Genomic DNA, 25513 nt, shown 5'->3' with positions numbered 1-25513 from the left:
TCAGTCCCGGTCGAGTTCGGCCTCGGCGGCGGCCAGCGCCGCGAACTCCTCCTCCGGCGCGTTCGCCACCAGACGATGCCGGCTGTACAGCGCGAAGTACGCGAGCGCGACCGCGTACACACCCAGCGCGATGAACGCGGCCTCCTTGTCCACCAGGAACGTGGCGACCAGCGCGGAGCAGGCGAGTACGAAGGCCACCGACGAGGTGAGGCTGCCGCCGGGCGTGCGGTACGGCCGGGGCAGATCGGGTTCGCGGCGGCGGAGCACGATGTGCGACAGCGACATCAGCGCGTACGAGATCGTCGCGCCGAACACCGCGATGTTGAGCATCCGGGCGCCGTCCCCGCTCCAGGCGGCCAGCGTGAAGCCTAGCGCCCCGGGGACCACCAGGCCGAGCCACGGCGCCTTGCGGCGGCTGGTCAGGGACAGGAAACGGGGCAGGTAACCGGCTCGGGACAGGGCGAACAGCTGCCGCGACCCGGCGTAGATCAGCGAGAAGAACGAGGCCACCAAGCCGGCCAGACCCGCGTAGTTGACGAACCGGCTCAGCGCGGTCGGATCACCGTCGCCCTGGAGCGCCGTCACCAGTGGGTTGCCCGCGTCCAGGACCGCGTTCGACCCGTGCGCCCCGGTCGCGGCCAGGAAGGTGAGCACGGCCAGCAGCAGCAACACGCCGATCGACAGGCCCATCGCCTTGGGCAGCGTACGGGCCGGATCCTTCGTCTCCTCGGCGGCCAGCGGCACCCCCTCCACGCCCAGGAAGAACCACATCCCGAACGGGAACGCCGACCAGATGCCGAGCAGGCCGAACGGCAGCCACGAGTTGGCGCCGAGCGCGTCGTGATCGACCGGGATGTCGTTCAGCCCGCCGCCGTCGAACTCGGTGAACGCGCCGACCGCGAAGATGAGCAGCGCGGCCACCGCGATGCCGGTCACCACGAAGCTGAACCGCAGCGCCTCGCCGACGCCCCACAGGTGGATGCCGATGAAGATCACGAAGCAGGCGAGGTAGACCGGCCACGACGACTCCAGGCCGAACAGGTTCAGCGACTCCACATAGTCGCCGATGAAGATCACGATCGCGGCCGGGGCCAGGACGTACTCGATCAGGATCGCGGTCCCGGTCAAAAAGCCGCCCCAGGTCCCGAGGGCGCGGCGCGCGAAGCCGTAGCCGCCGCCCGCCGCGGGCAGGATCGAGGCCAGCTCGGCCAGCGAGAACACCATGCACGTGTACATCAGGCCCATCAGCGCGGCGGCGATCGCCAGCCCGCCGAAACCGGCCTCGGCCAGGCCGTAGTTCCACCCGGAGAAGTCGCCCGAGACCACGTAGGCCACACCCAGGCCGGTCAACAGCAGCCAACCGGCGCTGCCGCGGCGCAGGGTGCGCTTCTCCAGGTAGGTGTCCGCCGTGCCGGTCGCGGCGGTCGTGTCGGTGCCGCCGCCCTGCTTCGTGCGCGCTGCCATGTCGTCGACCACGAGCCACTCCTGACGGGAGGGAGGGTGAGGGGGAGGGGTGATTATTGGTTCGAGCGCATACCTTTGCCGGTCGAGTCGGGGCGGCGCAAGACCCCGGGGCGAATCGATATCGACACACGAAACGCCCGACGGCCCCGAAAGCGGGCGTCGCGGGACGCCGGCACGGGGCCGTCGCGGGATGCCCGGAAAGCCTGTCGCGGGGGCGGCAGGGGGGCGTGGGGTGTGCGCCGAGGCGATGCGGCCGGGCGCGGAAGACCCTCACGCGCCCCGCGGTCGGCATCGACCAAGCCGCCCCGTCGCCCCCCCGTCAGGCCAGAAAACCGCGCAGCAGGGCCGCCGTTCCCGCGCAGTGTTCGCGCATCACCTCGGCCGCCGCGTCCGGGTCGCCCTCCAGGATCGCCTCGACCAGCGCGGTGTGCTGATGCTGCGAATGCTCCAGATTGCGCACCAGCAACGGGATACAGTCCAACAGATCGTTCACGGTGGCCCGAACCGCCGCGTACTGGGCGGCCAGCGAGGGCGAACCGCACAACTCCGCGAGGGTCAGATGCAGCAGCGTGTCGCAGCGCCGATACTCCGCCAGCGGCGCGTCCCGGGTCCGGTCGAGCGCCGCCCGCAACCGCGCGGCCTGCGCCTCGTCCAGGCCCTGCGCCGCGCACAGCCCCGCCGCGCCCACCTCCAGCACCTCGCGAAAGCGCAGCGTGTCCTCCACGTCCACCCGCGCGATCCGCCGCCGCAGCTCGGCCGCCGAGCCGTCGCCCACCGGCCCCGGGCGCTCACGCACGAAGGTGCCGCCGTAGCGTCCCCGGCGGCTCTCCACGATGCCCTGGTCGGCCAGTACCTTCAGCACCTCGCGCAGGGTCACCCGGCTGACCCCCAGCCGATCGGCCAGTTCGCGCTCGGCCGGCAGTCGGCCGCCGTCCGCGACCAGGCCGAGCCGGATCACCTGGAGAATCTGCTCCAGCGCCTCCTCGAAGCCGTTGCCCGCGCGAACCGGGCGCAGCAGCGGCGACAACCGGTCCCGGCGGTCCGCCCCCGATCCCTCGGCCACGATCCCTCCCCTCCAGCTCTTCCCAATCAATGGTTCACGGCCATACCTTATGGCTTCCGGTTGGACCGACAGGAGGCATTCCCTTGGCAGACCGAACGCCCCCGCTGTCCGTCGACGAGCTGCGCGCACTCGTCGACACCGGGGAAATCGACACGGTAGTCCTGGCCTTCACCGACATGCAGGGCAGGCTCCAGGGCAAGCGCTTCGCCGCCCGGTTCTTCCTCGACGACACGCTCTCCCACGGCACCGAGGGCTGCAACTACCTCCTCGCCGTGGACACCGACATGAACACCGTCTCGGGCTACGCGATGTCGTCCTGGGAGCGCGGCTACGGCGACTTCGTGCTGCGCCCCGACCTCGCCACCCTGCGCCGCACCCCCTGGCACCCCGGCACCGCCCAACTGACCGCGGACCTCGTGTGGCACGACGGCTCCCCGGTCGTGGCCTCGCCGCGCCAGATCCTGCGCCGCCAACTCGACCGGCTCGCCGAACGCGGCTGGACCGCGCACGCCGGCACCGAACTCGAGTTCATCGTCTTCAAGGACACCTACGAAGCCGGCTGGGACCGCGCCTACCGCGGGATGACGCCGGCCAACCAATACAACGTCGACTACTCGATCCTGGGCACCGGCCGGGTCGAACCACTGCTGCGCCGCATCCGCAACGAGATGGGCGCGGCCGGGATGACCGTCGAGTCGGCCAAGGGCGAATGCAACCTCGGCCAGCACGAGATCGCCTTCCGCTACGACGAGGCACTGGTCACCTGCGACCAGCACACCGTCTACAAGACCGGGGCCAAGGAGATCGCCGCGCAGGAGGGCATGTCGCTCACCTTCATGGCCAAGTACGACGAGCGCGAGGGCAACTCGTGCCACATCCACCTGTCCCTGCGCGACGAGGCCGGCCGGCCCGTGCTCGCGGACGAGGCCGGCGCCTACGGGATGTCGAAGACGATGCGGCACTTCCTGGCCGGACAATTGGCCGCGATGCGCGAGTTCACCCTGCTGTACGCCCCCAACATCAACTCGTACAAACGTTTCCGTCCCGGCTCGTTCGCGCCGACCGCCGTCGCGTGGGGCCCGGACAACCGCACGTGTGCGCTGCGGGTGGTCGGACACGGCCACGCGCACCGCTTCGAGAACCGCCTCCCGGGCGGCGACGTCAACCCCTACCTCGCGGTCGCGGGGATGATCGCCGCCGGGCTGTACGGCATCGAGCACGAACTGGATCCGGGCGAGGCGTGCACGGGCAACGCCTACACGGGCGACGCGCCGCACGTACCGGGCACGTTGCGCGAAGCCGCCGAGTTGTGGGCGCAGTCCACGATCGCCCGGGACGCCTTCGGCGCGGAGGTGGTGGAGCACTACCTCCACATGGCGCGCGTCGAACAGGACGCGTACGACACCGCGGTCACCGACTGGGAGCGCTTCCGCTCCTTCGAACGTATGTGAGGATCGGAACGTTGTCCGAACACCAGGCACCCGACGACCGATTCGCGTCGGACGGGCCGCACGAGCACGACATCATCGACCCGACCACCGAGGAGATCGTCGCCACCGTCGCGGCCACGCCCGCCGCCGAGGTGGACGCGGCAGTGGCCCGCGCCGCCCGGGCCGCGGAACAGTGGGCGGCCCGCGCCCCCGGGGACCGGGCCCGCGTATTGCGCCGGTTCGCCGTAGTGGTGGACGAACACCTGGAGGAACTGGCCCGGTTGGAGGTCCGCGAGGCCGGACACCCGATCGGCAACGCGCGTTGGGAGGCGGGCAACGTCCGCGACCTGCTCGACTACGCCGCGGGCGGGGCCGAACGGCTGAACGGCCGGCAGATTCCGGTGGCCGGCGGCCTCGACGTCACCTTTCACGAACCGCTTGGCGTGGTCGCGGTGATCGCGCCGTGGAACTTCCCGATGCCGATCGCCGGTTGGGCCCTGGCCCCGGCGCTCGCGGCCGGCAACGCCGTCCTGCTCAAACCCGCCGAGACCACCCCGCTGACCGCGCTGCGCCTGGCCGAACTGGGCCTGACGGCAGGGCTTCCGGAGGGACTGTTCCAGGTGCTGCCGGGCGCGGGCCCAGTGACCGGACGGGCCCTGGTGGAGCACCCGGGCGTGGCCAAGGTGGTGTTCACCGGCTCCACGGCCGTGGGCAAGGACATCATGGCCCGCTGCGCCGCCGGGCTGAAGCGGATCACCCTCGAACTCGGCGGCAAGAGCCCGAACATCGTCTTCGCCGACGCGGACGTCGAGGCCGCCGCGGCCGCCGCCCCCGGCGGATTCCTGGACAACACCGGGCAGGACTGCTGTGCGCGCACCCGGATCCTGGTGCAGCGTTCGGTGTACGACCGGTTCCTGGCACTGCTCGAACCGGCGGTACGGGCCTTCCGGGTCGGCGATCCGAACGACCCCGACACGCACATGGGGCCGCTGATCTCTGCGGCCCACCGCGAGCGGGTGCGCTCGTATGTGCGCGAGGACGCGCCGGCCGTGATCCGCGGCGAGGTGCCGGCCGGCAAGGGCTTTTGGTATCCGGCCACGGTGCTCGCCCCGGAGTCCGCGGCGGACCGTACCGCCGTCGAGGAGATCTTCGGCCCCGTGGCCGTCGTGTTGCCGTTCGACGACGAGACCGACGCGGTACGGCTCGCCAACGCCACCGCGTACGGCCTGTCCGGATCCCTGTGGACCCGCGACGTCGGGCGCGCGCTGCGCGTTTCGCGGGCCGTTCGGGCCGGGAACCTGTCGGTCAACTCGCACAGCAGTGTCCGCTATTCGACCCCCTTCGGCGGGTTCGGGCAATCGGGCCTGGGCCGCGAACTGGGTCCGGATGCCCTGGTCGCCTTCACCGAGACGAAGAACGTGTTCATCAGCACCGAGGAGAACTAAGTGACCGAGCAGACCCCCGTGTGCCGCCGCCTGGTCGGCCGTACCGCCGTCGTCACGGGAGCGGGCAGCGGAATCGGCCTGGCCACCGCCCGGCGACTGGCCTCCGAGGGCGCCAACGTGGTGTGCGCCGACATCGACGAGGCGTCGGGCAAGGCCGCCGCCGCCGAGGTGGGCGGCCTGTTCGTCCGGGTCGACGTGACGAACGAGGAACAGGTCGAGGCGCTGTTCAAGGCCGCGTTCGACGCCTACGGCTCGGTGGACGTCGCGTTCAACAACGCCGGCATCTCGCCGCCCGACGACGACTCGATCCTGACCACCGGCCTGGACGCCTGGCGCCGGGTCCAGGAGGTCAACCTGACCTCGGTGTTCCTGTGTTGCAAGGCCGCGCTGCCGTACATGCGCCGGCAGGGCCGCGGTTCGATCATCAACACCGCGTCGTTCGTCGCGGTGATGGGCGCGGCGACCTCGCAGATCTCCTACACCGCGTCCAAGGGCGGCGTGCTCGCCATGTCGCGCGAGTTGGGCGTGCAGTTCGCCCGCGAGGGCATCCGGGTCAACGCGCTCTGCCCGGGACCGGTGAACACCCCGCTGCTGAAGGAGTTGTTCGCCAAGGACCCCGAGCGGGCCGCGCGCCGCCTGGTGCACATCCCGGTGGGCCGGTTCGCCGAGCCCGAGGAACTGGCCGCCGCGGTCGCGTTCCTGGCCAGCGACGACGCGTCGTTCGTGAACGCGGCCGAATTCCTGGTCGACGGCGGCATCGCCGGGGCGTACGTCACCCCGATGTAGCCCATCCCATCCGCGGGTTCGACCCGCCGGTGAGCACCCGGGGGCGCGATCACGCCGACGCGCCCGCGGGTTGGCCGCCGCCGATCGTTCGCGCCGTACGCGACCGGTCGGCGGCGGCATGTCGCGCATGTCGCACGTCAGCGCCCGATCGTCGCGATCTCCGCGGAGGGCGCGGCGTGCGTGGCCGCGAAGGCCCGGTCGATGTCGAGGGCCGCGGAGCGCAGCGGGCGGGCCGCGCGGAGCGCGTCGAAGGAGCCGATGCGGCCGGTGATGCCGATCATTCCGACCAACTCACCGTCCGGAGCGTGTAGTCCGGTGGCCACACAGGAGTAGCCGAGCAGACACTGCTCCTGCTCGATCGCGGTCCCGGTGTCGCGGACCACGTCGACCGCGGCGTCGAGCCGTGCCCACGAACCGGCCGCGTAGCGGGTGAGCGGAGCCGGCGGGCGGGCGCGCAGGTGCTCGACCAGGTCCGGCCGACGGGTCATCAGCACCCGGCCGGCGGCGGTGTTCGGGAAGGCGGGGCTGTCGATCGGCAGCGGCCAGCCGCCGCGCCGCACGTCCTGGGCCCGGTTGGCGCCGAATGCGGTGCCCACCAGAGTCAGGGCCGTGTCGGTGAACGTATTGATCCAGACGATCTCCCCGGTGCGGGCGAAGAGATCCTGGACATGCGGGGTGCCGATGCGATGCAGGCCCTGCTGCGCCGCGGCACGCATGCCCAGATCCAGTAATCGGCTGCCGAGCCGATAACGGTGGCCGCAACGGTCCAACAATCTGCGGCGAACCAGGTCGTGTGCGATGCGTCGCACGGTCGGTTTGGGGATCGTGGTGCGGCGGGTCAGTTCGGCCAGCGAAACAGGGGTGCGCTGGGCCGCGACCGCGTCGAGTACCGCGATGACACGTCCGGTGACGGTGTGATCGTCCATTGGCCCACTATGACCGCGCTTCGGCGCTGCCGCTCGGGTACCGGGGCCACTCAGTGACCCGTCCGGCCGGCATCCGAACACTCGTGCGCCACGCTCGTGCGTTCGCCGTCGATTTCGGTCGGGCCGAGGTCAGACGCGGTTGCGGCGGTGCAGGCGGACAGCCTTGACCGAGGCGTAGGCGGCGATGGTGGAGAGGGCGGCGCGGATGCCGTTCCAGATGTTCCAGGTGGTCTCGAAGTCGGTGCGGGTCTTGGTGGGGTCGGCGCTGCCGGCGCGGGCGAGCATCTGGTTGAGGGGGACGTTGATGCCGGAAGTGGTCAGGACCGTGGTGGTGTAGAGGGCCAGGGCGGCGAGGGCCCACTTCATGGCGGTGCCGCCGCCGAGCTTGCGGAGCTTCCAGGCGGCGACGGCGGGGGCGACCATGGCGGCGGTGAAGACCGCGAAGAACAGCGGGTTCTCGATGCCGGTGTTGATGTCCTGCATGGTGGTCACGAAGCCGGCGTCGTCCTTGGTGCCGAGCCACGGCATGACGACCGCGGAGAACGCGACGTAGGTGCCGGCCATCAGGGTGTTCGCGACGGCGCCGGCGGTCAGCCAGCGGCCGACGGTGTCACGGGTGCGGGCCTTGGCGGTCGAGCCGGCGACGAGCGTGTTGTCGATGGCAGCCATGATGAACTCCCTTGTGGCGATGAGGTGTTGGGCGTTGGAACGGTGGCTTTCCAGGTGGTCCGCCGTGCCGTTCTTTCCGACACCTCAAGATTCGCGGGTGCGCCGGCTTCGAACAACGGCCGATCCCGGAACCGGGGTTAACCCAGGGGTTATCGATGCGACGAGGGGCCGGGGCGCGCGCGGCCGGTGGCGCCGGGTCAGGCCGACCATGCTCCCGATCGTGGGGCGTGGTCGAACAGGGCCAGGCCCGGCCCGGGGCCGATGGTCAGGAACGGGCGGGGCTCGGTGCCGTCGAGTTCGGTGCTCACCAGCCGTACGCCGGCCACGTCGGGGTCGATGTTCTCGCGTTGGATCACCCGGCCGTCGACGGCGGCCAGTCGGTCGAGCCAGGCGAGTTCCGAGTCGTGCCGGTCGATCTCGCCGGTGTCCGGGCGGGCCAGGAACACGGGTGGTGTGTCCGTGTCGAACTCGTCCGGGGTGAGCAGCAGTTCGTCCGGGCCGAGCCAGCCGCCGTTGGCGCCGGGCAGGGCCACCATGCCCTCGTGGCGGCTGACGACGCGGCCGTCGCGGGCGTCGATCACCACGGTCCGGCCGTCCGCGTCGTGGGTGTCGTAGGTGACGGCCAGCCGGCGACCGTCGGGCGACCAGCCGAGCCAACCGCTGAGGATGCTCATGCCCTCGGTCGACCACAGGCGCCGCCGGGCACCGGTGCGGATGTCGAGCATCGAGACCAGTACGTCGTCGTCGAGGTCGCCCAGCGTGGCCAGCGAGAACCCGTCCGGGGAGAGCACGGCCTGTCGGTCGAGGCCGTCGGCGCGGGCGTCGAACGTGCGCTGTTCGCCGGTGGCCAGCGTGTGCACGACCAGCCGGCGGGCCGACCGCCACCGCGAGCCGGCGCGGAAGACGACGTGGGATCCGTCGGGCGACAACGACAACGCTTCGGTCTCGGGGCCGCGTGGCCGACCCGGTATCCCGACGAAATCGCCGGTGTCGGCGTCCAGGACGACCGTGCGCCGGCCGCGCCCGTGACCCACGACGAGCAACAGCCGGGCGCGGCGGATCACCCGCTCGCGTACCTCGACCGTCGTCAATTCCCAGGGAGGACGAACCACCACGATGCCCCTGCGCTTCCTGTCCGTTGCCGGCGGCCGGTGTACGCCGCCGGCCCTTCGCATGATCGCCAGTGTGGCACCAGAGCGGACCGGGCACGGCAAAGAGTCGGTCAGCGCTCAACTCCTCGGCGCGCCGGTGCTGGTGCGGACGACCAGCTCGGGGTGCAGCAGGTGGCGGGCGGCCCGGGTGCGTTCGCCGCGCAGGCGCTGGAGCAGGGTCTCGGTGGCGAGCCGGCCCATCTCCTCCCTCGGTTGGTTGATCGTGGTCAGCCCGATGTGCCGAAGCCCGGCCAGATGGGTGTTGTCGTAGCCGATCACCGACACATCCTGGGGCACCCGGACGCCGGCCTCGGACAGTTCGCCGATGATGCCGACCGCGTTGAAGTCGTTGGCCGCGACGATCGCGGTCGGGAGCGCGTCGCCGGCCAGGAGGGCGCGGGCGGCCGCGGCCCCGCCGATGTCGGTGTACTCGCTCGGCACCACGCGCAGGTGGCGGGCCAACGCCAGTCGCCGCATCGCCTGTTCGTAGCCCCGGCGGCGGACCGACGACTGCGAGCCGCCACCGCCGTCCACATGCACGATGTCGCGGTGGCCGAGCGCGGCCAGGTGCTCGACGGCCAGCGCCGATCCGGTGGCGCCGTCGTCGTTGACCGTGTCCACGTGCCCCGCCCGCACGCTGCGGGCGACCAGGACGGTGGGCACCTGGGACGCGGCCTCCTCGATCGCCGCGGTCTCCACCACCGGGCCGAGCAGGAGCAGGCCGGCCGGACGGAACTGGAGCAGGCGCTCGACGCTGCGGCGCTCGTGCGCGGGCCGGCGGCCACCGGTGCCCAGGATGATCTCCATGCCGTTGTCGTGCGCGGCGGCCTCTACGCCGTCGACCACCTCGGCGAAGTACGGGTTGTGCAGGTCGGAGATCATCACGCCGAGCGTGCTGCTGTTGCCGGTGGCCAGCGTGCGGGCGTTGAGGTTGGGGCGGTAGCCCAACTCGCGGGCGGCGGCGAGCACGGCTTGCCGCCGACCCTCGCTGACCTTGGGCGAGTCGCGCATCACCAACGACACGAGGGAGCGGGAGACCCCGGCGCGGGCGGCGACGTCCTCGAGGGTGGGACCGGACACTGATGCTCACCTTTCTCCCGGATGCGGCGTTGTCGATCCGACGGCGCGCCGTCGGCCGGGTCGGTGGCGTCGACTCGCGACGACGACTCCACGACGCCGACGTCACGGTGGGAGCGCGACCCGCACAACCGCGCCCCGTCCACCCGGCGTCCGAACCTCGACGCCGTGATCCCCACGATCCCCATGCGGCCGGACCCCGGTCACACCGGGTTCCCGACCGACAACCTGAACAGAAGATACACGCTTGGAGCGCTCCAAAGAATGGAGCGCTCCACTCCGGCGGGCCAGGGCTGCGGCGACCGACCCGACGAATGGCTGTAATACCCACTGATCCTGGTGTGTCGACCACGTTCGGCCAACGTGGCGGGTGACCCTTGACATGCTCGGACGGCGAGTATCAGTCTTGGGGCGTTCTCGGATTGGAGCGCTCCAAACAGTGGAGCGCGCCAACGCACGGAGTGCTTTGTCGGGCGGACCCGGGGAGGCTCCTCGATCGGCTCGGCTGCCAAGTTCCACCTGCCCACTGGAGAAATGAATCTGATGCGTATCGGAGTCGCAGGCGTGGGGCGGATCGGCGCGATGCACGCGCGCAACCTCACCGACCTGGAGACGGTCGACAAGCTCGTCCTGTTCGATCCCCAACCGGGGCGCGCGGACGCCCTCGCCCGGGAGATCGGCGCCGAGGCGGTCGCCGACCTCGACACCCTGCTCCGCGAGGTGGACGGGGTCGTGGTGGCCACGCCCACCGACACCCATCCGGAGATGGTGCGCCGCACCGTCGCCGCCGGCGTCCCGACGTTGTGCGAGAAGCCGATCGCCTCGGACGTGCCGGCGATGCGCGCGCTGATCGCCGAGGTGGAGGCGAGCGGGGTGCCGGTGCTGGTCGGCTTCCAGCGCCGGTTCGACCCGGCCGTGGTCGAGCTGAAGCGGCGCCTGGACGCGGGTGAGGTGGGTACGCCCTACCTGGTCCGCGCGGTCGGTCAGGACGCCGCGCCGCCGGACTTCGGCTACCTGCCCGCGTCCGGCGGGATCTTCCGCGACCTGCTGATCCACGACCTGGACGCGGTGCCGTGGCTGATCGGCGAACCCGTGGTCGAGGTGTACGCCGGCGGATCGGTGCTGGTCGACCAGGCGTTCGCGGACGCCGACGACGTGGACAACGCGGTGGTCATGCTGCGCTTCGCAGGAGGGGCGCACGCGGTGCTCACCGGCGGGCGACACAACCCGGCGGGATACGACCACCGCATCGAGGTACTGGGCTCGGCCCAGTCGCTCGCGGTGGGTCTGGACCCGCGCACCCCGCTGACCTCGCTGGAGGAGGGCGGACCGCAGGCCGGGCCGGACGCCTACCCGGGCTTCCCGGAGCGCTTCGCCCGGGCGTACGGCAACGAGATGCGGGTGTTCGTCGAGGTGGTCGCCGGGCGGATGGCCAACCCGTCGCCGGTGCGCGACTCGCTGGGCAGCCTGATCCTGGCCGAGGCCTGCGAGCGGTCGCGGCGCGAGGGGCGCCCGGTGGTCCCGGAGCTGCCGGCCGTCGACCCGGCGGTGTCGGCGCTCGGCGAGGTGGCGCCGTGAGCGCCCCCGCGGGAGACGATCTGCGGCTCGCGGGCGCGCCGATCACGTGGGGGGTGTGCGAGGTGCCCGGTTGGGGCCCGATGCTCCCGGTGGACACCGTGCTCGGCGAGATGGCCGCTCTCGGCCTGACCGCCACCGAACTGGGCCCGCCCGGCTACCTGCCGGACGACCCCGCCGCGCTCAAGGGCGTGTTGGCCGGCCACGGCCTGACCCTGGTCGGCTCCTTCGCCGCCCTCGTCCTGCACGACCCGCACCGGCCGGCGCAGACGCTGACCGCCGCCGCGCACACCGCCGAACTGATCGCCGCGGCCGGCGGCGAGGTATTGGTGCTGGCCGCCGCCACCGGCCTGGACGGCTACGACACCCGACCCGAGTTGTCCGACGCGGAGTGGGGGCAACTGATCGCCACCACGGAGGAGATCGCCCGGATCGCGGCCGACCTCGGCCTGCGCGCCACGCTGCACCCGCACGTGGGCACCCACGTGGAGAACGCGGCGGAGGTCGAGCGATTCCTCCGGGACAGCAGCCTGCCGCTGTGCCTGGACACCGGCCACCTGCTGATCGGCGGCACCGACCCGCTCGACCTGGTCCGCCGCCACCCCGACCGGATCGGGCACGTGCACCTGAAGGACGTCCACGCGGACACCGCCGCGCTGGTGCGGTCCGGCGCGCTGACCTACGCCGAGGCGGTCGCACGCGGCATATACCGCCCGATCGGCGAGGGCGACGTCCCGGTCGCCGAGATAGTGGCGACGCTGCGCGCGGCGGGCTATCGGAACTGGTACGTCCTCGAACAGGACATGCGCCTCGGCGACGACCCGGCGGACGCGGACCTGCCGCGCCGGGACACCGCGCGCGGGCTGGCCCACCTGCGCGGCAACTGACCGGTGGGTGTCGGGCGCGGCGCGGCGAGCGGATTCGCTCGCCCGGTCGGGGTACGACACACCTACCGGGCCGGGTGCCCGGTACGCCGCGCACCCCCAGCCGCCCACGCACCCGAGCCGCGCCCAACCCTCACCCTCATCACCTCCCCCGAACCTCCCGAACCTCCCGAACGTCCTGACGAGGAGTATTCGATGCCCCGACGTTCCCTCGGATTCGCCGCAGCCCTCGGCGTGTCCGCGCTCGTCCTCGCCGCCTGCAGCAGTCCCTCCGGTTCGGACCCGGACGCCAAGAACACCGCGAACAGCGCCCCGACGGTCGCGGCCAAGGGCAACAACACGGTGGCCGTGATCACCCACGGCTCGGCCGGTGACGCGTTCTGGAGCGTCGTACAAAACGGCGCGCAGGACGCCGGTAAGAAGCTGGGTGTCGACGTCCAATACCAGGGCAACGGCGACCCGGCCGGCCAGGCCCGGTTGATCGACAACGCGGTCACCCAGGGGGTGGGCGGGATCGTGGTCTCGATGGCCAACCCGGATGCGCTGGCCAACTCGATCAAGGCGGCCACCGCCAAGGGTATCCCGGTGATCACCATCAACTCGGGGCAGAGCAGGTCCGCCGAGTTCGGCGCGATCGCGCACGTCGGCCAGGACGAGTCGATCGCCGGCGAGGCAGCCGGCGCCAAGCTCAAGCAGGCGGGCCGGACCAAGATGTTGTGCGTCATCCACGAGGCGGGCAACATCGGCCTGAACCAGAGATGCGACGGCGCCAAGGCCGGCTTCGGCGGCGCGACGCAGACCCTCCAGGTCGACATCGGCAACCCCACCGACACGCAGGCCCGGATCCGCGGCGCGCTCCAGTCCGACTCCTCGATCGACGCCGTGCTCGCGCTCAATCCGCAGGTCGCCGCAGTCACCGTCGGCGCGGTCGGCGACGCCGACTCCAAGGCGCAGATCGCCACGTTCGACCTCAACCCCGACGTGGTCACCGCGATCAAGGGCGGCAAGATCGTCTTCGCGGTGGACCAGCAGCAATACCTCCAGGGCTACCTGCCGGTGACGATGATCAAGCTGTATCGGGACAACGCCAACACCGTCGGCGGCGGCAAGCCGGTCCTGACCGGTCCCGGATTCGTCGACAAGAACAACGTCGACGCGGTGGCCGGATACGCGCAGCGGGGGACGAGATGACCACGACTCCACCGTCGAAGCCCGCGCCCACCCCCGCGCCGTCGGTGCAGATCTCCGGCGGCGCCGGCACCGAGGCGCCCGGGCCCGCGCGCGCCGGCGACGAGCGGGTGTCGCCCGTGAGCCTGGCCCACCGACTGCTCGTGCGGCCGGAGTTGGGCTCGCTGATCGGCGCCGTGCTGGTCATGGTGTTCTTCTCGGTCGTCGCCGACGGGTTCTTCACCGCCGCAGGTGCCGCGACCTGGCTGGACGACTCGGCCACCCTGGGCATCATGGCGGTCGCCGTGGCCCTGCTGATGATCGGCGGCGAATTCGACCTGTCCGCCGGGGTGATGACCGCCTCGACCGCGCTGATCACCGCCATGCTCGCCACCCGCGCGGGCTGGTCCGTCTGGCCGGCGCTCGCGGTGTCCCTGCTCTTCGCCCTGGCCGTCGGCGCGCTCAACGGCTGGTTGGTGGTGCGTACCGGACTGCCCAGCTTCATCATCACGCTCGGCACGTTCCTGGCCCTCCAGGGCCTCAACCTCGGGGTCACCCGGCATGTGACGAACAGCGTCCAGGTCAGCGGGATGCGGGCCACCGACGGCTACGAGTCGGCCGGGCGGTTCTTCGCCTCGACGATGGCCGTGGCCGGCACCGAGATCCAGGTCTCCGTGTTGTGGTGGCTGCTGTTGGCCGCGCTGGCCACGTGGGTGCTGGCCCGTACCCGGTTCGGCAACTGGATCTACGCCGTCGGCGGCGCACCGGTGAGCGCGCGCAACGTCGGCGTCCCGGTGGACCGGACCAAGATCGTGCTGTTCATGACCACCGCCGCGGCCGGGTGGCTGGTCGGCTCGATCAACATCCTGCGCTACACCTCGGTCCAGGCCAATCAGGGCATCGGGCTCGAATTCCAGTACATCATCGCGGCGGTGATCGGCGGCTGTCTGCTCACCGGCGGCTACGGGTCGGCGATCGGCGCCGCGCTGGGTGCGCTCATCTTCGGCATGGCTCGCCAGGGCATCGTCTACGCGAAGTGGAACAGCGACTGGTTCCAGCTCTTCCTCGGGGTGATGCTGCTTGCCGCCGTGCTGGTCAACAACTCCTTCCGGCGCCGCGCGGAAAGGTCCCGCCGATGACGAACACCACTCCCGAACCCCGGCCGACCGGCGCCGCACCGGACGCCCCCGCCCCGCTCGGTTCGGGTGCCACCCGAGCCGGCGCCGGGGCCGGGCACCTGCTCGAACTGCGCGGTGTGGGAAAGCGGTTCGGCAATGTGATCGCGCTCGACGACGTGTCCACCTCGGTCGACGCCGGCGAAGTCACGTGTGTCCTGGGGGACAACGGCGCGGGCAAGTCGACGTTCATCAAGATCCTGGCCGGCGTGCACGCCAACGACAGCGGCGAATACCTCGTCGAGGGTGCGCCGGTGCACTTCCACTCGCCCCGCCAGGCGCTGGACCGGGGGATCGCCACGGTCTACCAGGACCTGGCCGTGGTGCCGCTGATGAGCGTGTGGCGCAATTTCTTCCTCGGCTCCGAACCCCGCAAGGGGCGCGGGCCGTTCGCCCGGCTCGACATCGCGCAGGCGCGTGCCGGCGCGCGTCGGGCGCTGCTCGACATGGGCATCGACCTGCGGGACGTGGAGCAGCCGGTGGGTACGCTCTCCGGCGGCGAACGGCAGTGCGTGGCGATCGCCCGGGCCGTGCACTTCGGCGCCAAGGTGCTGATCCTGGACGAGCCCACCGCCGCGCTGGGCGTCAAGCAGGCCGGAACGGTGCTGCGGTACATCGCCCGGGCGCGCGATCGGGGTCTGGGCGTCGTGTTCATCACGCACAACCCGCACCACGCGCATCCGGTCGGGGACCGGTTCCTCCTGCTCAACCGCGGGCGCAGCCAGGGCAGTTACACGAAGGACGAGATCACCCTGGCCGAACTCACCCGGCAGATGGCCGGCGGCGCCGAACTGGAAGCACTGGCCCACGAGTTGCATTCGGGGGCCAAGACATGACGGGCGCGCCGGAAGGCATGACGGCGGCGCGGGAGGCCACGACGGGGGTGCGGGCATGACCGGGCCCACGGCGGAGCCGGAGCGCGACGAGCCTTTCGACACCGAGCCCGAGGTGCTGACCGTCGGACGGGTCGGAGTGGACCTGTACCCGCAGCAGAGCGGCGTCTCGCTCGACCGGGTCGAGAGCTTCGCCCGGTTCCTGGGCGGCACCGCTACCAACGTGGCGGTCGCCGCGGCGCGGCTCGGCCGTCGATCGGCGGTGTTGACCAAGGTCGGCACGGATCCGTTCGGCACCTTCGTCCGAGATGCGCTGACCGGGTTCGGGGTCGATCCCGCCTGGGTGTCCACGCACGAACGGCTGTTGACTCCCGTGGTGTTCTGCGCGCTCGACCCGCCGGAGGATCCGCCGCTGCTGTTCTACCGACTGCCGACCGCGCCCGATCTCACGCTCACCGACGCGGACGTGCCGTGGGATCTGGTCCGTCGGGTCCCGGTGTTGTGGGTGACCGGGACCGGCGCCAGTGTCGAGACCTCGCGCGGCACGCATCTGCGGATGCTGGCCGCGCGCGGTCGGCGCGAGCACACCGTGCTCGACCTCGACTATCGGCCGATGTTCTGGCCGGACCGGGACACCGCCTCGCGGCACATCGGCGCGCTCGTGGACGAGGCCACCGTGGTGGTGGGCAACCGGGCCGAGGTGGAGATCGCGGTCGGCACGGCCGATCCGGACGAGGCCGCGCGGCGGTTGCTGGCTCGGGGGGTGCGGCTGGCCCTGGTCAAGAAGGGCGCCGAGGGTGTCCTGGTGGCCACCGCCGAGGGCAGCCACACGGTGGCGCCGCGCCGGGTCGAGGTGGTGTGCGGGCTCGGCGCGGGCGACGCGTTCGGGGGCGCGCTCGTGCACGGCCTGCTGTCCGGGTGGGATCCGGTACGGATCGCCGAATTCGCCAACGCCGCCGGGGCGCTGGTGGCGGGACGGCTCGCGTGTGCGGACGCGATGCCGACGCCGGGGGAGATAGCGGAACTGCTGAGCGCACACGCGACGAATGTGAACCACCCGATCGTGAACCACCCGATGTTGGAGACCCGAACGTGATCAGCGACCACGACTGGAACACCCTGCTCGCGACCCGGGCGAATCGGCCCGACGCGGTGCTCGCCGCGTACGACGAGCGCCGTCGCCGACCGAGCCTGCTCTCCCCGCACGGCACCCTCTTCCTGGTCGCCGCCGACCACCCCGGCCGCGGCTCGCTGGGGGTGGGCGGCGACGCGCTCGCCATGGCCGACCGGCGCGACCTCCTCGACCGATTGGTCACCGCCCTGGAACACCCGGACGTGGACGGGGTGTTGGGCACACCCGATGTGATCGAGGAGCTGCTGCTCCTGGGTGTCCTCGAGGACAAGGTGGTGATCGGGTCGATGAACCGGGGCGGCCTGGCCGGCGCGTCCTGGGAGATCGACGACCGGTTCACCGGGTACGACGCCGAGGCCATCGACCGCTACCGGCTCGACGGCGGCAAGATGTTGTTGCGCATCGTGGACGCCGACGCCGGCACGATACCCACCCTGGAGGGTTGCGCGCGGGCGGTGAGCGAGCTGGCCGACCGGGGGATCCGGGCGATGATCGAACCGCTGCCCTATCGGCGCGACACGTCCGGGCGGCTGGTTCTGGATCGGTCGACCGGGGCCAACGTGCGGGCCGTGACGGTCGCCTCCGCGCTGGGGACGACCTCGGCCTACACCTGGCTGAAGCTGCCCGCGACCGATGAGCCGGACAAGGTGGCCGGCGCCACGACCCTGCCGACCGTGGTGCTGGGCGGTGTGCCGTCGGCCGATCCGGGGGCCGACCTGTCCTCGTGGGGCCGGGCGCTCGCGCAGCCTGCGGTGCGCGGCCTGGTGGTGGGCCGGGCGCTGCTGTATCCGGCCGACGGGGACGTGCGCGGCGCGGTGGACGCCGCCGCGCGGATCCTGCGCGCGGCCAACCCGCGTGCGGCGGAGGTGATCGTGTGAGCGACCCGCGACTGTTCCACCCCTGGGGCACGGCGGGCGGGGCCGACGACCCGCTGCTGATCACGCCCGAACTGGCCGGCTGGCGCTACAGCGGACTGCGGGTGATCCACCTGCCGCCGGGGGGCCGGCGGGTGCTGGACACCGGCGACCACGAGGTGGCGGTGATCCCGCTGGCCGGTGGGCTGACCGTGGAGACCGAGGGCCGCCGGTTCGAACTGGTCGGGCGCGAGACGGTGTTCACCGCGGTGCCGGACTTCGCGTACGTCCCGCGTGACGCGGAACTGCGGCTGAGCGCGACGCACGGGTGCGAGGTGGCGTTGGCCTCGGCGCGGGCGACCCGACGGCTGGATCCCGCGTACGGGCCGGCCGCCGGCGTGCCGGTCGAGGTGCGCGGCGCGGGTCGGGCGACCCGGCAGGCGAACAACCTGCTGACGCCCGACGCGTTCGACGCGGACAAGCTGGTGGTCTGCGAGATCCTGACCCCGGACGGCAACTGGTCGTCGTTCCCGCCGCACAAGCACGACGAGGCGAGCGCGCACGAGGTCGTCAACGAGGAGATCTACTTCTTCCGGGTGGCCGGCCGGGACGGGCGCACCCCCGACCGGGAGGGCTTCGGGCTGCACCGCACGTACACCGCCGACGGCTCGATCGACGAGACCGTGACGGTGCGCGACGGGGACGCCTTCCTGGTTCCGCGCGGCTACCACGGCCCGTGCGTGGCCACTCCCGGACACCACCTCTACTACCTGAACGTGATGGCCGGACCCGCCGCCGAACGCGCGATGCTCGCCTGCGACGATCCCGCCCACCACTGGGTACGGGACAGTTGGGCCGGACAGCCGGTCGACCCGCGCTGCCCGCTCACCTCGCCGCCCGTCCCCGACGGAGGAAGCCGATGACCTCCATGACTCCGATGACTGCGATCCCGACGTCCGGTGCCACCGTGCGGCTGACCACCGCCCAGGCCCTCGTGCGCTGGCTGATCGCCCAAGAGAGCGAACTCGTGGATGGCCGCCGAGTGCCGCTCTTCCCGGGTGTGTTCGCCATCTTCGGCCACGGCAACGTGCTCGGGCTGGGCGACGCGCTGCACGAGGCCGGTGGGCAACTGCCGGTGTGGCGCGGCCAGAACGAACAGGGCATGGCGCTCGCGGCGGTCGGCTACGCGCGGGCGACGCAGCGCCGCCAGGTGATGGTGGCCACGTCCTCGATCGGGCCCGGCGCGCTGAACATGGTCACCGCGGCGGGCGTGGCGCACGCCAATCGGCTGCCGCTGCTGCTCCTGGTCGGGGACACCTTTGCGAGCCGGGCGCCCGATCCCGTGCTGCAACAGGTCGAGCACTTCCACGACCCGAGCGGCACGGTCAACGACGCGTTCCGCTCGGTGAGTCGCTACTGGGACCGGATTACCCGGCCGGAGCAGCTGATCGCCACGCTGCCGCAGGTGGCCCGGGTGCTCACGGACCCCGCCGACTGCGGGCCGGTCACGTTGGCGCTGCCGCAGGATGTGCAGGGGCAGGCGTACGACTTCCCGGTCGCGATGTTCGCGCCCCGGCTGCATCGGCCGGTTCGCCCGCGTCCGGATCTGGGCGAACTGGCGGACGCGGCGGCGCTGGTGCGGGCAGCCTCGCGGCCGTTGCTGGTGGTGGGCGGCGGAGTGCGGTACGCGGACGCGGCGGCGGAGGTGCTGGCACTCGCCGAGGCGTACGGTGTCCCGTTCGCCGAGACGGTCGCGGGGCGTACCCTGCTGCCGCACGAACACCCGCTGCACGCCGGGCCGTTGGGCGTCACCGGATCCGCGTCGGCGAACGCGCTCGCGGCGGACGCGGATCTGATCCTGGCCGTGGGCACCCGCCTCCAGGACTTCACCACCGCGTCCTGGACGGTCTTCGCCGCCGACGCGCGCCTGGTGTCGATCAACGCGGCCCGGTTCGACGCGGTCAAGCGCGGCGCGGCGCCGGTGACGGGGGACGCGCGGGAGGCGCTGCGCGAACTGGCCCCGCTGCTGGGCGATTGGCGCCCGGATCCGGCCTGGACCGCGCGCGCCGCGGGCGAACGCCGGGCCTGGGACGACGTGATCGACGCACTGCGCGCGCCGGGCGATCCGGCGTCGCCGCCGACCTACGCTCAGGTCGTGGGCGTGGTCAACCGGTTGGCCGGACCGCAGGACTACGTACTCACCGCCAGCGGCGGGCTGCCCGGCGAACTGGTGGGCGGCTGGCGGTCGATGGGCGCGGTCGGGGCGCCGACGATGGACGTCGAGTACGGGTTCTCCTGCATGGGCTACGAGATCGCGGGCGCGTGGGGCGCGGCGATGGCGCGGCCCGAGGGGGTGGTCACCACGCTCCTGGGCGACGGGTCGTATCTGATGCTCAACTCCGAGGTGTACTCGGCGGTGTTGTCCGGGCACCGGTTCGTCGCGGTGGTCTGCGACAACGGCGGCTTTGCGGTGATCGCGCGGTTGCAGGAGGGGCAGGGCGCGGCGCCGTTCAACAACATGATCACCGACTGCCGGGGACCGGGCGCCGCGGCCGACCACCGGGTCGACTTCGCCGCGCACGCCGCCGCGTTGGGCGCGGAGGTGTTCACCGCCGACACGGTGGCCGACCTGGAGAAGGCGTACACGGCGGCGCGGGCGTCGCGGCGGCCGGCCGTGGTGGTGGTGCGCACCAGCCCGAACCACTGGACCGAATCCGGCGCGTGGTGGGAGGTCGGCGTCCCCGAACTCTCCGCCCGCCCGGAAGTGACGGCGGCCCGACACCGGATGGACGAGGCGAGAGCGGAACGTACGGCCCGGGGCTGACCGGGCCCGCGCCGCCGGGCTCGGGTGGATCGTTCCACCCGAGCCCACGTTCGCGCGAACAGGCCGTGATCAGCTCGCGATCAGGCCGCGATCGGGCGTGCCGGCAGGCCCGCGCCCGCTCGCGCCTCGGCGAACGAGCGGAGCAGACGGTCGTGGATTGCGCCGTTGGAGGCGACCAACTCCCCGTCGCCGGGCTTCCAGTCGTCGCCCTCGAAGGTGGTGGCCCGACCGCCCGCCTCGCGGACCAGGATCGCGCCGGACGCCCAGTCCCACGGACCGCAGCGCTGTTCCCAATAGGCGTCGAGCCGGCTCGCGGCCACCCAGGACAGATCGATGCCGGCGCAGCCCAACCGCCGCACGTCACGGGTGTCGTTGACCACCGACAGGAACTCGGCCAGGTTGTTGTCCGGGTCGGTCGCCCGGGACGGCGGGAAGCCGGTGGCGATCACGCTGCGGCCCAGGGTGCGGGTGTCCGAGACGTGCAGGCGTTTGCGGCCCTCGTACGCCCCGCGCCCGGCCTCGGCCCAGTACGTCCGGCGCCGCGTCGCGTCCGCGACCACACCCAGGGCGAGTCGTTCGCCGTCCCAGAACGCGATCGCGCAGGCGTAGTGCGGCAGTCCGTGCGCAAAATTGGTGGTGCCGTCGAGCGGATCGACGAACCAGGTCGGGCGACCGAGGTCCAACTCGGCCAGCCCGCCGCCCTCTTCGCCGACCACCGCGTCCTGCGGATAGTGGCTGCCCAGCCACGCCCGAACCAGTTTCTCCACGCGCAGATCGGTCGCGGTGACCAGGTCGGCGGACGACGACTTGAGCCGGATCCGCCGTGGTCGCCCGGCCCGGCGGATGACCTGGGCGGCCTCTCGGGCGACGCGCAGCGCCGCAAGCGTACGGGGGAGGGGGAAGACCACGGTGACGCTCCTTGCCTACGGCGCTCGATGAAACCGATGCCCGATCGACCACGGAGCACCCACCGGCCCCCACGCCCGACCCACGCCCCTCGCCCCACGCGAAGACCGCCCCGACACCGACTCGCCGCCCTGCAACTCCTTGCCCCAGCATTATGTCGACCCCCACCCCCCACCACCACCAAGTTGGCCCGCGCCACAACCGCGGCACGGCCGCGTCGGCGGACCCACGGACCGGCGGACTCAGTCCCCGGCGGCTGCGGGCGGTTGCTCGTCCGGCTCGGGGGCGACCCCGCAGGCGATCCGGTGGTGGCGGATGTGCGCGGGATTCAGGCGATGGTCGGAACGGAACGTCAGGGTGCCCTCGACCTCGAACGTGTCGGTGACGTAGACGACGCCGCCCGCGCCGATGTGGATGCCCTGTCGGTCGAGTCGGCGGTGATGGTTGGGGCACAGGCACAGCAGGTTCGTCAGGTTGTCCGGCCCGCCCTCCCCGAGCGGGCGCACGTGTGCCCCGTCGCTGCTGCGCGTGCCGGCCCGGCCGCGCACGGTGGTCGAGCAGATCTGGCATTCGTCGTCGTACATCGCCTTGAGCATCTGCACGACTCGCGAATCACGGTCGTATCCGCTCGTGGTCCGGACGATCCGGGCGGGAGGTGTGTCGTCGGTCCGGTCGGGCGTGGGATTCGGGATGCCGTCCGCGGGCGGCGGCGGGTCGTCACCCTCCCCGATGTCGACGGCGGCCAAAAGCTGCTCGTGGTCGACGTCGGGGAACCAGGTGTCGAGCAGGTGCGCGACGATCTCGGCGCGGCGGGCCCGGTCGGCGAGTTCGGCGACCGCCGGCGGGGTGAAGCCCGCGACGGCGCCGGTCGCCTCCGGCACGCGGATCCCGGGGAACCGCCTGTTGTCCGCGGTGCGGCCGGTGACCTGCCAGAACTCGCCGGCGAGATACCAGAACGGGTATTCCGGGGTGATCTGGTTGGGCGTGTGCCCGAAGCGTTTCAGCAGCGGACGCACCCCGTCCCGGAAGACCGGCCACGGGATCAGCCGGTCCTCGGGGGTCGGCTCGCGCCCGATGGCCCACAGGATCGCGATGGGCTTGTGTCGGGTGGGCGTGCCGCCATGTGGTGCGTCCGCATGGTCCGTAATTGGTCGAGCAGCGTCGACGTCATCGGTCGAGCGTACGAAAGCGGGCCGACAATCCGTGCGGTGGGTTGAGGTGGGGGTGGTGGGTCATGATGAGGGGGTAGTGGTATCCGTGCGGCCGGAAGGTGCGAGCGTTCGGCGGATGGGCCTGGGGTGGGTGGGGCGTCGGAGCGCGTGAGAGTCGAGGAGCCCCCTCATGGCACGTCCTGTTGGTATCGACCTCGGTACGACGAACTCGGTGGTCGCGGTTCTGGAGGCCGGTGAGCCCACCGTCATCGCCAACGCGGAAGGGGCTCGGACGACGCCGTCGGTGGTCGCCTTCGCGAAGAACGGCGAGGTCCTGGTCGGTGAGGTGGCCAAACGCCAGGCGGTGACCAACGTCGAGCGCACCGCGCGGTCGGTCAAGCGGCACATGGGTGACAACACCTGGCACTTTCCCGAGACCGGCGACATCGACGGCAAGCGGTACACCGCGCAGGAGATCTCCGCGCGGGTGTTGCAGAAGCTCAAGCGCGACGCCGAGGCGTATCTGGGCGAGAAGGTCACCGACGCCGTGGTGACCGTGCCGGCGTATTTCGACGACGCCCAGCGGCAGGCCACCAAGGAGGCCGGGGAGATCGCGGGCCTCCAGGTGTTGCGGATCGTGAACGAGCCGACGGCGGCGGCACTGGCGTACGGGCTGGACAAGGTGCGCGACCAGATGATCCTGGTGTTCGACCTGGGCGGCGGCACGTTCGACGTGTCGCTCCTGGAGATCGGCGAGGGGGTCGTGGAGGTCAAGGCCACGCACGGCGACACGCATCTCGGTGGCGACGACTGGGACCAGCGGGTGATGGATCACCTGGTCAAGCAGTTCAAGAACGCGCACGGGATCGACCTGTCCAAGGACAAGATGGCGGTACAGCGGCTGCGCGAGGCGGCGGAGAAGGCCAAGGTCGAGTTGTCCAGCGCGACCGAGACGTCGATCAACCTGCCCTACATCACCGCGTCGCCCGAGGGCCCGCTGCACTTGGACGAGAAGCTGACCCGGGCCCAGTTCCAGCAGCTCACGGCGGACCTGCTCCAGCGCTGCCGGGCCCCGTTCCACGCGGCGATCGACGACGCGGGGATCTCGGTCGAGAAGGTCGATCAGGTGGTCCTGGTCGGCGGGTCGACCCGGATGCCGGCCGTGACGGAGCTGGTCCGGGAGCTGACCGGCGGCAAGGAGCCGAACAAGGGCGTCAACCCGGACGAGGTCGTGGCCGTCGGCGCCGCGCTCCAGGCGGGTGTGTTGAAGGGTGAGGTCAAGGACGTCCTGCTGTTGGACGTCACCCCGCTGTCCCTCGGTATCGAGACCAAGGGCGGCATCATGACCAAGCTGATCGAGCGCAACACCACGATCCCGACCAAGCGTTCGGAGATCTTCACCACGGCGGACGACAATCAGCCGTCGGTGCAGATCCAGGTGTTCCAGGGTGAGCGCGAGATCGCCGCGTACAACAAGCGGCTGGGCATGTTCGAGCTGACCGGTCTGCCGCCGGCCCCGCGCGGGTTGCCGCAGATCGAGGTGATGTTCGACATCGACGCGAACGGCATCGTGCACGTGTCCGCGAAGGACCTGGGCACGGGCAAGGAGCAGTCGATGACCATCACCGGCGGCTCCAGTCTGCCGAAGGACGACATCGACCGGATGATGCGCGAGGCGGAGGCGCACGCGGAGGAGGACCACCAGCGGCGGGAGACCGCGGAGACCCGCAACCAGGCCGAGCAACTGGTGTACAGCACCGAGAAGTTCCTCAAGGACAACGGGGACAAGGTGCCGGCGGACGTCAAGGGCGAGGTGGAGACGGCGCTGACCGCGCTCCGCGAGGCGCTCGCGGGCGAGGACACGGCCGCGATCCGCGAGGCGGCGGAACGGGTGAGCACGGTCAGCCAGAAGCTGGGCACCGCGATGTACGCGAACGCCCAGCCGGGCGCGGAAGGCGCGGCCGGCGCCGCGGGCGGCACCGCGGCCGGGGCCGACGCCGACGAGGACGAGGTCGTCGACGCCGAGATCGTCGACGACGACAAACGCGGAGGTGGGACCGCATGAACCGGATCTCTCCCGGCCCGGGACTGCTGCCGGTTCCGGCCGGGCAGCCACCGTCGCCGGTCCTGGCGTCGCTGCTGGCCGAGATCGCGGCGCAGCGCGAGCAGGTGAGCGAGCGGGTGGACGAATTGTGCCGGCTCCGGGCGGACTACGACGGCTATCGGCGGCACGTACGGCGGGACCGACTGGCGGTGCGGGAGGCGGCGCTGGCCAATGTGCTCACGCCGCTGCTCCCGGTGGTGGACGGCTTCGACCGGGCGCGGGCCGCCGGTGATCTGACGCCGGGGGTGGCGAGTGTCGTCGACGCGTTGGAGGACGCCCTCGCGGCGCTCGGGCTGCGGGCGTTCGGGGCGGTGGGCGACGTGTTCGACCCGTACGTGCACGACGCGCTGGCGCTGCAGGTGGCAGCCGGGGTCGATCCGCCGATCTGCTCGACCGTGCACGAGCGGGGGTATCGGGTGGGCGAGCGGCTGCTGCGCCCGGCCCGGGTGACGGTGACCGGGCCGCCGGCGGCGGGTGCGCGATGAGTCGCCGCCGGGTGGTCGTGTCGGGGGACGTGCAGGGCGTCTACTTCCGGGACACCTGCCGCGGTACCGCGGAGCGGCACGGTGTCGCCGGCTGGGTGCGGAATCTGCCGGACGGCACGGTCGAGGCGGTGTTCGAGGGCACGCCGGACGACGTCGCGCGGCTGACGGCGTGGATGGGACGCGGGCCGTCGTTGGCCATCGTCGACCGGGTGTACGTGTACGACGAGGATCCGGTGGAGGAGGGGCTGGTCGGGTTCGAGATCCGCCCGACACCGGCTCTGCGGCAACGATGAACGGGCCACCCGCGTGAGCGGGTGGGTCGGCTGTGTGAGCGATCGCGGTAAAACTACCGATTCGTGGCGGATTGAACCATCCTGGTGGGAGGGGGTGAAAGCGGCGGCGGCAACCGAGT

23 protein-coding genes are annotated in these 25513 nt (G+C 71.8%); 15 read left to right on the top strand and 8 right to left on the bottom strand.

From position 1 onward, the window contains the following. Positions 1-1464, bottom strand: a complete 1464-nt coding sequence (gene eat, locus ACWGR4_RS18435; protein ID WP_380002673.1) for an ethanolamine permease — start codon at positions 1462-1464, stop codon at positions 1-3. A gap of 319 nt (positions 1465-1783) precedes the next feature. Further along, a complete protein-coding gene (locus ACWGR4_RS18430; RefSeq protein ID WP_452129164.1) occupies positions 1784-2527 on the bottom strand; it encodes a FadR/GntR family transcriptional regulator in 744 nt (247 codons plus the stop codon). An 83-nt stretch (positions 2528-2610) separates the two neighbouring features. Between ACWGR4_RS18430 and ACWGR4_RS18425 the strand changes: the two genes are divergently transcribed. The 3 genes from ACWGR4_RS18425 to ACWGR4_RS18415 all read left to right on the top strand — a co-directional run bounded on the left by ACWGR4_RS18425 (position 2611) and on the right by ACWGR4_RS18415 (position 6188). Further along, positions 2611-3978: a glutamine synthetase family protein gene (locus ACWGR4_RS18425; protein ID WP_452129165.1), complete on the top strand. Its 1368-nt coding sequence runs from the start codon at positions 2611-2613 to the stop codon at positions 3976-3978. 71 nt (positions 3979-4049) lie between these two features. Beyond that, positions 4050-5402, top strand: a complete 1353-nt coding sequence (locus ACWGR4_RS18420; protein ID WP_452129204.1) for an aldehyde dehydrogenase family protein — start codon at positions 4050-4052, stop codon at positions 5400-5402. Continuing rightward, positions 5403-6188, top strand: coding sequence for a 3-oxoacyl-ACP reductase (locus ACWGR4_RS18415; protein ID WP_078981401.1), 786 nt, complete (start codon positions 5403-5405; stop codon positions 6186-6188). A gap of 137 nt (positions 6189-6325) precedes the next feature. On the opposite strand, the gene ACWGR4_RS18410 is transcribed toward ACWGR4_RS18415, so the two are convergent. The 4 genes from ACWGR4_RS18410 to ACWGR4_RS18395 all read right to left on the bottom strand — a co-directional run bounded on the left by ACWGR4_RS18410 (position 6326) and on the right by ACWGR4_RS18395 (position 10014). Then, the gene (locus ACWGR4_RS18410) at positions 6326-7114 is read right to left on the bottom strand and encodes an IclR family transcriptional regulator (protein ID WP_452129166.1); all 789 of its coding nucleotides are present in this window, start codon (positions 7112-7114) and stop codon (positions 6326-6328) included. Between the two features lie 129 nt (positions 7115-7243). Next, positions 7244-7783, bottom strand: a complete 540-nt coding sequence (locus ACWGR4_RS18405) for an anthrone oxygenase family protein (RefSeq protein ID WP_452129167.1) — start codon at positions 7781-7783, stop codon at positions 7244-7246. A 197-nt stretch (positions 7784-7980) separates the two neighbouring features. Continuing rightward, the gene (locus ACWGR4_RS18400; RefSeq protein WP_452129168.1) at positions 7981-8895 is read right to left on the bottom strand and encodes a TolB family protein; all 915 of its coding nucleotides are present in this window, start codon (positions 8893-8895) and stop codon (positions 7981-7983) included. A gap of 117 nt (positions 8896-9012) precedes the next feature. Beyond that, positions 9013-10014: a LacI family DNA-binding transcriptional regulator gene (locus tag ACWGR4_RS18395; protein WP_380002631.1), complete on the bottom strand. Its 1002-nt coding sequence runs from the start codon at positions 10012-10014 to the stop codon at positions 9013-9015. Positions 10015-10410: 396 nt separating this feature from the next. Between ACWGR4_RS18395 and ACWGR4_RS18390 the strand changes: the two genes are divergently transcribed. From ACWGR4_RS18390 to iolD, 9 genes are all read left to right on the top strand, one after another. Next, positions 10411-11589 carry a Gfo/Idh/MocA family protein gene (locus ACWGR4_RS18390; RefSeq protein ID WP_452134218.1) on the top strand — a complete coding sequence of 393 codons (1179 nt, stop codon included), beginning with the start codon at positions 10411-10413 and terminating at the stop codon, positions 11587-11589. Then, the gene (locus ACWGR4_RS18385) at positions 11586-12473 is read left to right on the top strand and encodes a TIM barrel protein (RefSeq protein WP_452129169.1); all 888 of its coding nucleotides are present in this window, start codon (positions 11586-11588) and stop codon (positions 12471-12473) included. Before ACWGR4_RS18390 ends, ACWGR4_RS18385 begins: the two co-directional genes overlap by 4 nt. Before the next feature lie 192 nt (positions 12474-12665). Next, entirely contained in the window at positions 12666-13661 is a 996-nt protein-coding gene (locus tag ACWGR4_RS18380; protein ID WP_452129170.1) for a sugar ABC transporter substrate-binding protein, read from the top strand. Then, complete coding sequence (locus tag ACWGR4_RS18375) at positions 13658-14776, top strand: ABC transporter permease (protein WP_452129171.1); 1119 nt, start codon at positions 13658-13660, stop codon at positions 14774-14776. The genes ACWGR4_RS18380 and ACWGR4_RS18375 overlap by 4 nt, the downstream gene beginning before the upstream one ends. Further along, positions 14773-15648 (top strand): ATP-binding cassette domain-containing protein, encoded by an 876-nt coding sequence (locus tag ACWGR4_RS18370; RefSeq protein WP_452129172.1) that lies wholly within the window; start codon positions 14773-14775, stop codon positions 15646-15648. Before ACWGR4_RS18375 ends, ACWGR4_RS18370 begins: the two co-directional genes overlap by 4 nt. Positions 15649-15703: 55 nt before the next feature. Continuing rightward, complete coding sequence (iolC, locus tag ACWGR4_RS18365) at positions 15704-16741, top strand: 5-dehydro-2-deoxygluconokinase (RefSeq protein ID WP_380002626.1); 1038 nt, start codon at positions 15704-15706, stop codon at positions 16739-16741. Continuing rightward, entirely contained in the window at positions 16738-17655 is a 918-nt protein-coding gene (locus ACWGR4_RS18360; RefSeq protein ID WP_452129173.1) for a Cgl0159 family (beta/alpha)8-fold protein, read from the top strand. Before iolC ends, ACWGR4_RS18360 begins: the two co-directional genes overlap by 4 nt. Then, positions 17652-18554, top strand: coding sequence for a 5-deoxy-glucuronate isomerase (gene iolB, locus ACWGR4_RS18355; protein ID WP_380002624.1), 903 nt, complete (start codon positions 17652-17654; stop codon positions 18552-18554). Before ACWGR4_RS18360 ends, iolB begins: the two co-directional genes overlap by 4 nt. Before the next feature lie 14 nt (positions 18555-18568). Continuing rightward, positions 18569-20455: a 3D-(3,5/4)-trihydroxycyclohexane-1,2-dione acylhydrolase (decyclizing) gene (gene iolD, locus ACWGR4_RS18350; RefSeq protein ID WP_452129174.1), complete on the top strand. Its 1887-nt coding sequence runs from the start codon at positions 18569-18571 to the stop codon at positions 20453-20455. An 80-nt stretch (positions 20456-20535) separates the two neighbouring features. On the opposite strand, the gene ACWGR4_RS18345 is transcribed toward iolD, so the two are convergent. After that, on the bottom strand, positions 20536-21363 hold the full coding sequence (locus tag ACWGR4_RS18345) for an inositol monophosphatase family protein (protein ID WP_380002622.1): 828 nt from the start codon (positions 21361-21363) through the stop codon (positions 20536-20538). A gap of 240 nt (positions 21364-21603) precedes the next feature. Beyond that, positions 21604-22377 carry an HNH endonuclease gene (locus ACWGR4_RS18340; RefSeq protein WP_452129175.1) on the bottom strand — a complete coding sequence of 258 codons (774 nt, stop codon included), beginning with the start codon at positions 22375-22377 and terminating at the stop codon, positions 21604-21606. Between the two features lie 325 nt (positions 22378-22702). Between ACWGR4_RS18340 and dnaK the strand changes: the two genes are divergently transcribed. Genes dnaK through ACWGR4_RS18325 form a run of 3 tightly spaced genes read left to right on the top strand, consistent with a single transcriptional unit; the run spans position 22703 to position 25394 of the window. Then, positions 22703-24577, top strand: a complete 1875-nt coding sequence (dnaK, locus tag ACWGR4_RS18335) for a molecular chaperone DnaK (protein WP_380002621.1) — start codon at positions 22703-22705, stop codon at positions 24575-24577. Continuing rightward, positions 24574-25101, top strand: a complete 528-nt coding sequence (gene grpE, locus ACWGR4_RS18330; protein WP_452129176.1) for a nucleotide exchange factor GrpE — start codon at positions 24574-24576, stop codon at positions 25099-25101. Before dnaK ends, grpE begins: the two co-directional genes overlap by 4 nt. Then, complete coding sequence (locus ACWGR4_RS18325) at positions 25098-25394, top strand: acylphosphatase (RefSeq protein WP_452129177.1); 297 nt, start codon at positions 25098-25100, stop codon at positions 25392-25394. Before grpE ends, ACWGR4_RS18325 begins: the two co-directional genes overlap by 4 nt. Positions 25395-25513: the final 119 nt, after the last annotated feature.

This window comes from Embleya sp. NPDC055664 (assembly GCF_053618075.1).
This window is presented reverse-complemented; position numbering and strand designations above follow the sequence as displayed.

Coding starts and splice junctions, on each gene's coding strand:
- eat (WP_380002673.1), bottom strand. CDS start 1,464: ATGGCAGCGCGCACGAAGCAGGGCGGCGGCACCGACACGACCGCCGCG.
- ACWGR4_RS18410 (WP_452129166.1), bottom strand. CDS start 7,114: ATGGACGATCACACCGTCACCGGACGTGTCATCGCGGTACTCGACGCG.
- ACWGR4_RS18405 (WP_452129167.1), bottom strand. CDS start 7,783: ATGGCTGCCATCGACAACACGCTCGTCGCCGGCTCGACCGCCAAGGCC.
- ACWGR4_RS18380 (WP_452129170.1), top strand. CDS start 12,666: ATGCCCCGACGTTCCCTCGGATTCGCCGCAGCCCTCGGCGTGTCCGCG.
- ACWGR4_RS18375 (WP_452129171.1), top strand. CDS start 13,658: ATGACCACGACTCCACCGTCGAAGCCCGCGCCCACCCCCGCGCCGTCG.
- ACWGR4_RS18370 (WP_452129172.1), top strand. CDS start 14,773: ATGACGAACACCACTCCCGAACCCCGGCCGACCGGCGCCGCACCGGAC.
- iolC (WP_380002626.1), top strand. CDS start 15,704: ATGACCGGGCCCACGGCGGAGCCGGAGCGCGACGAGCCTTTCGACACC.
- iolD (WP_452129174.1), top strand. CDS start 18,569: ATGACTGCGATCCCGACGTCCGGTGCCACCGTGCGGCTGACCACCGCC.
- dnaK (WP_380002621.1), top strand. CDS start 22,703: ATGGCACGTCCTGTTGGTATCGACCTCGGTACGACGAACTCGGTGGTC.
- grpE (WP_452129176.1), top strand. CDS start 24,574: ATGAACCGGATCTCTCCCGGCCCGGGACTGCTGCCGGTTCCGGCCGGG.
- ACWGR4_RS18325 (WP_452129177.1), top strand. CDS start 25,098: ATGAGTCGCCGCCGGGTGGTCGTGTCGGGGGACGTGCAGGGCGTCTAC.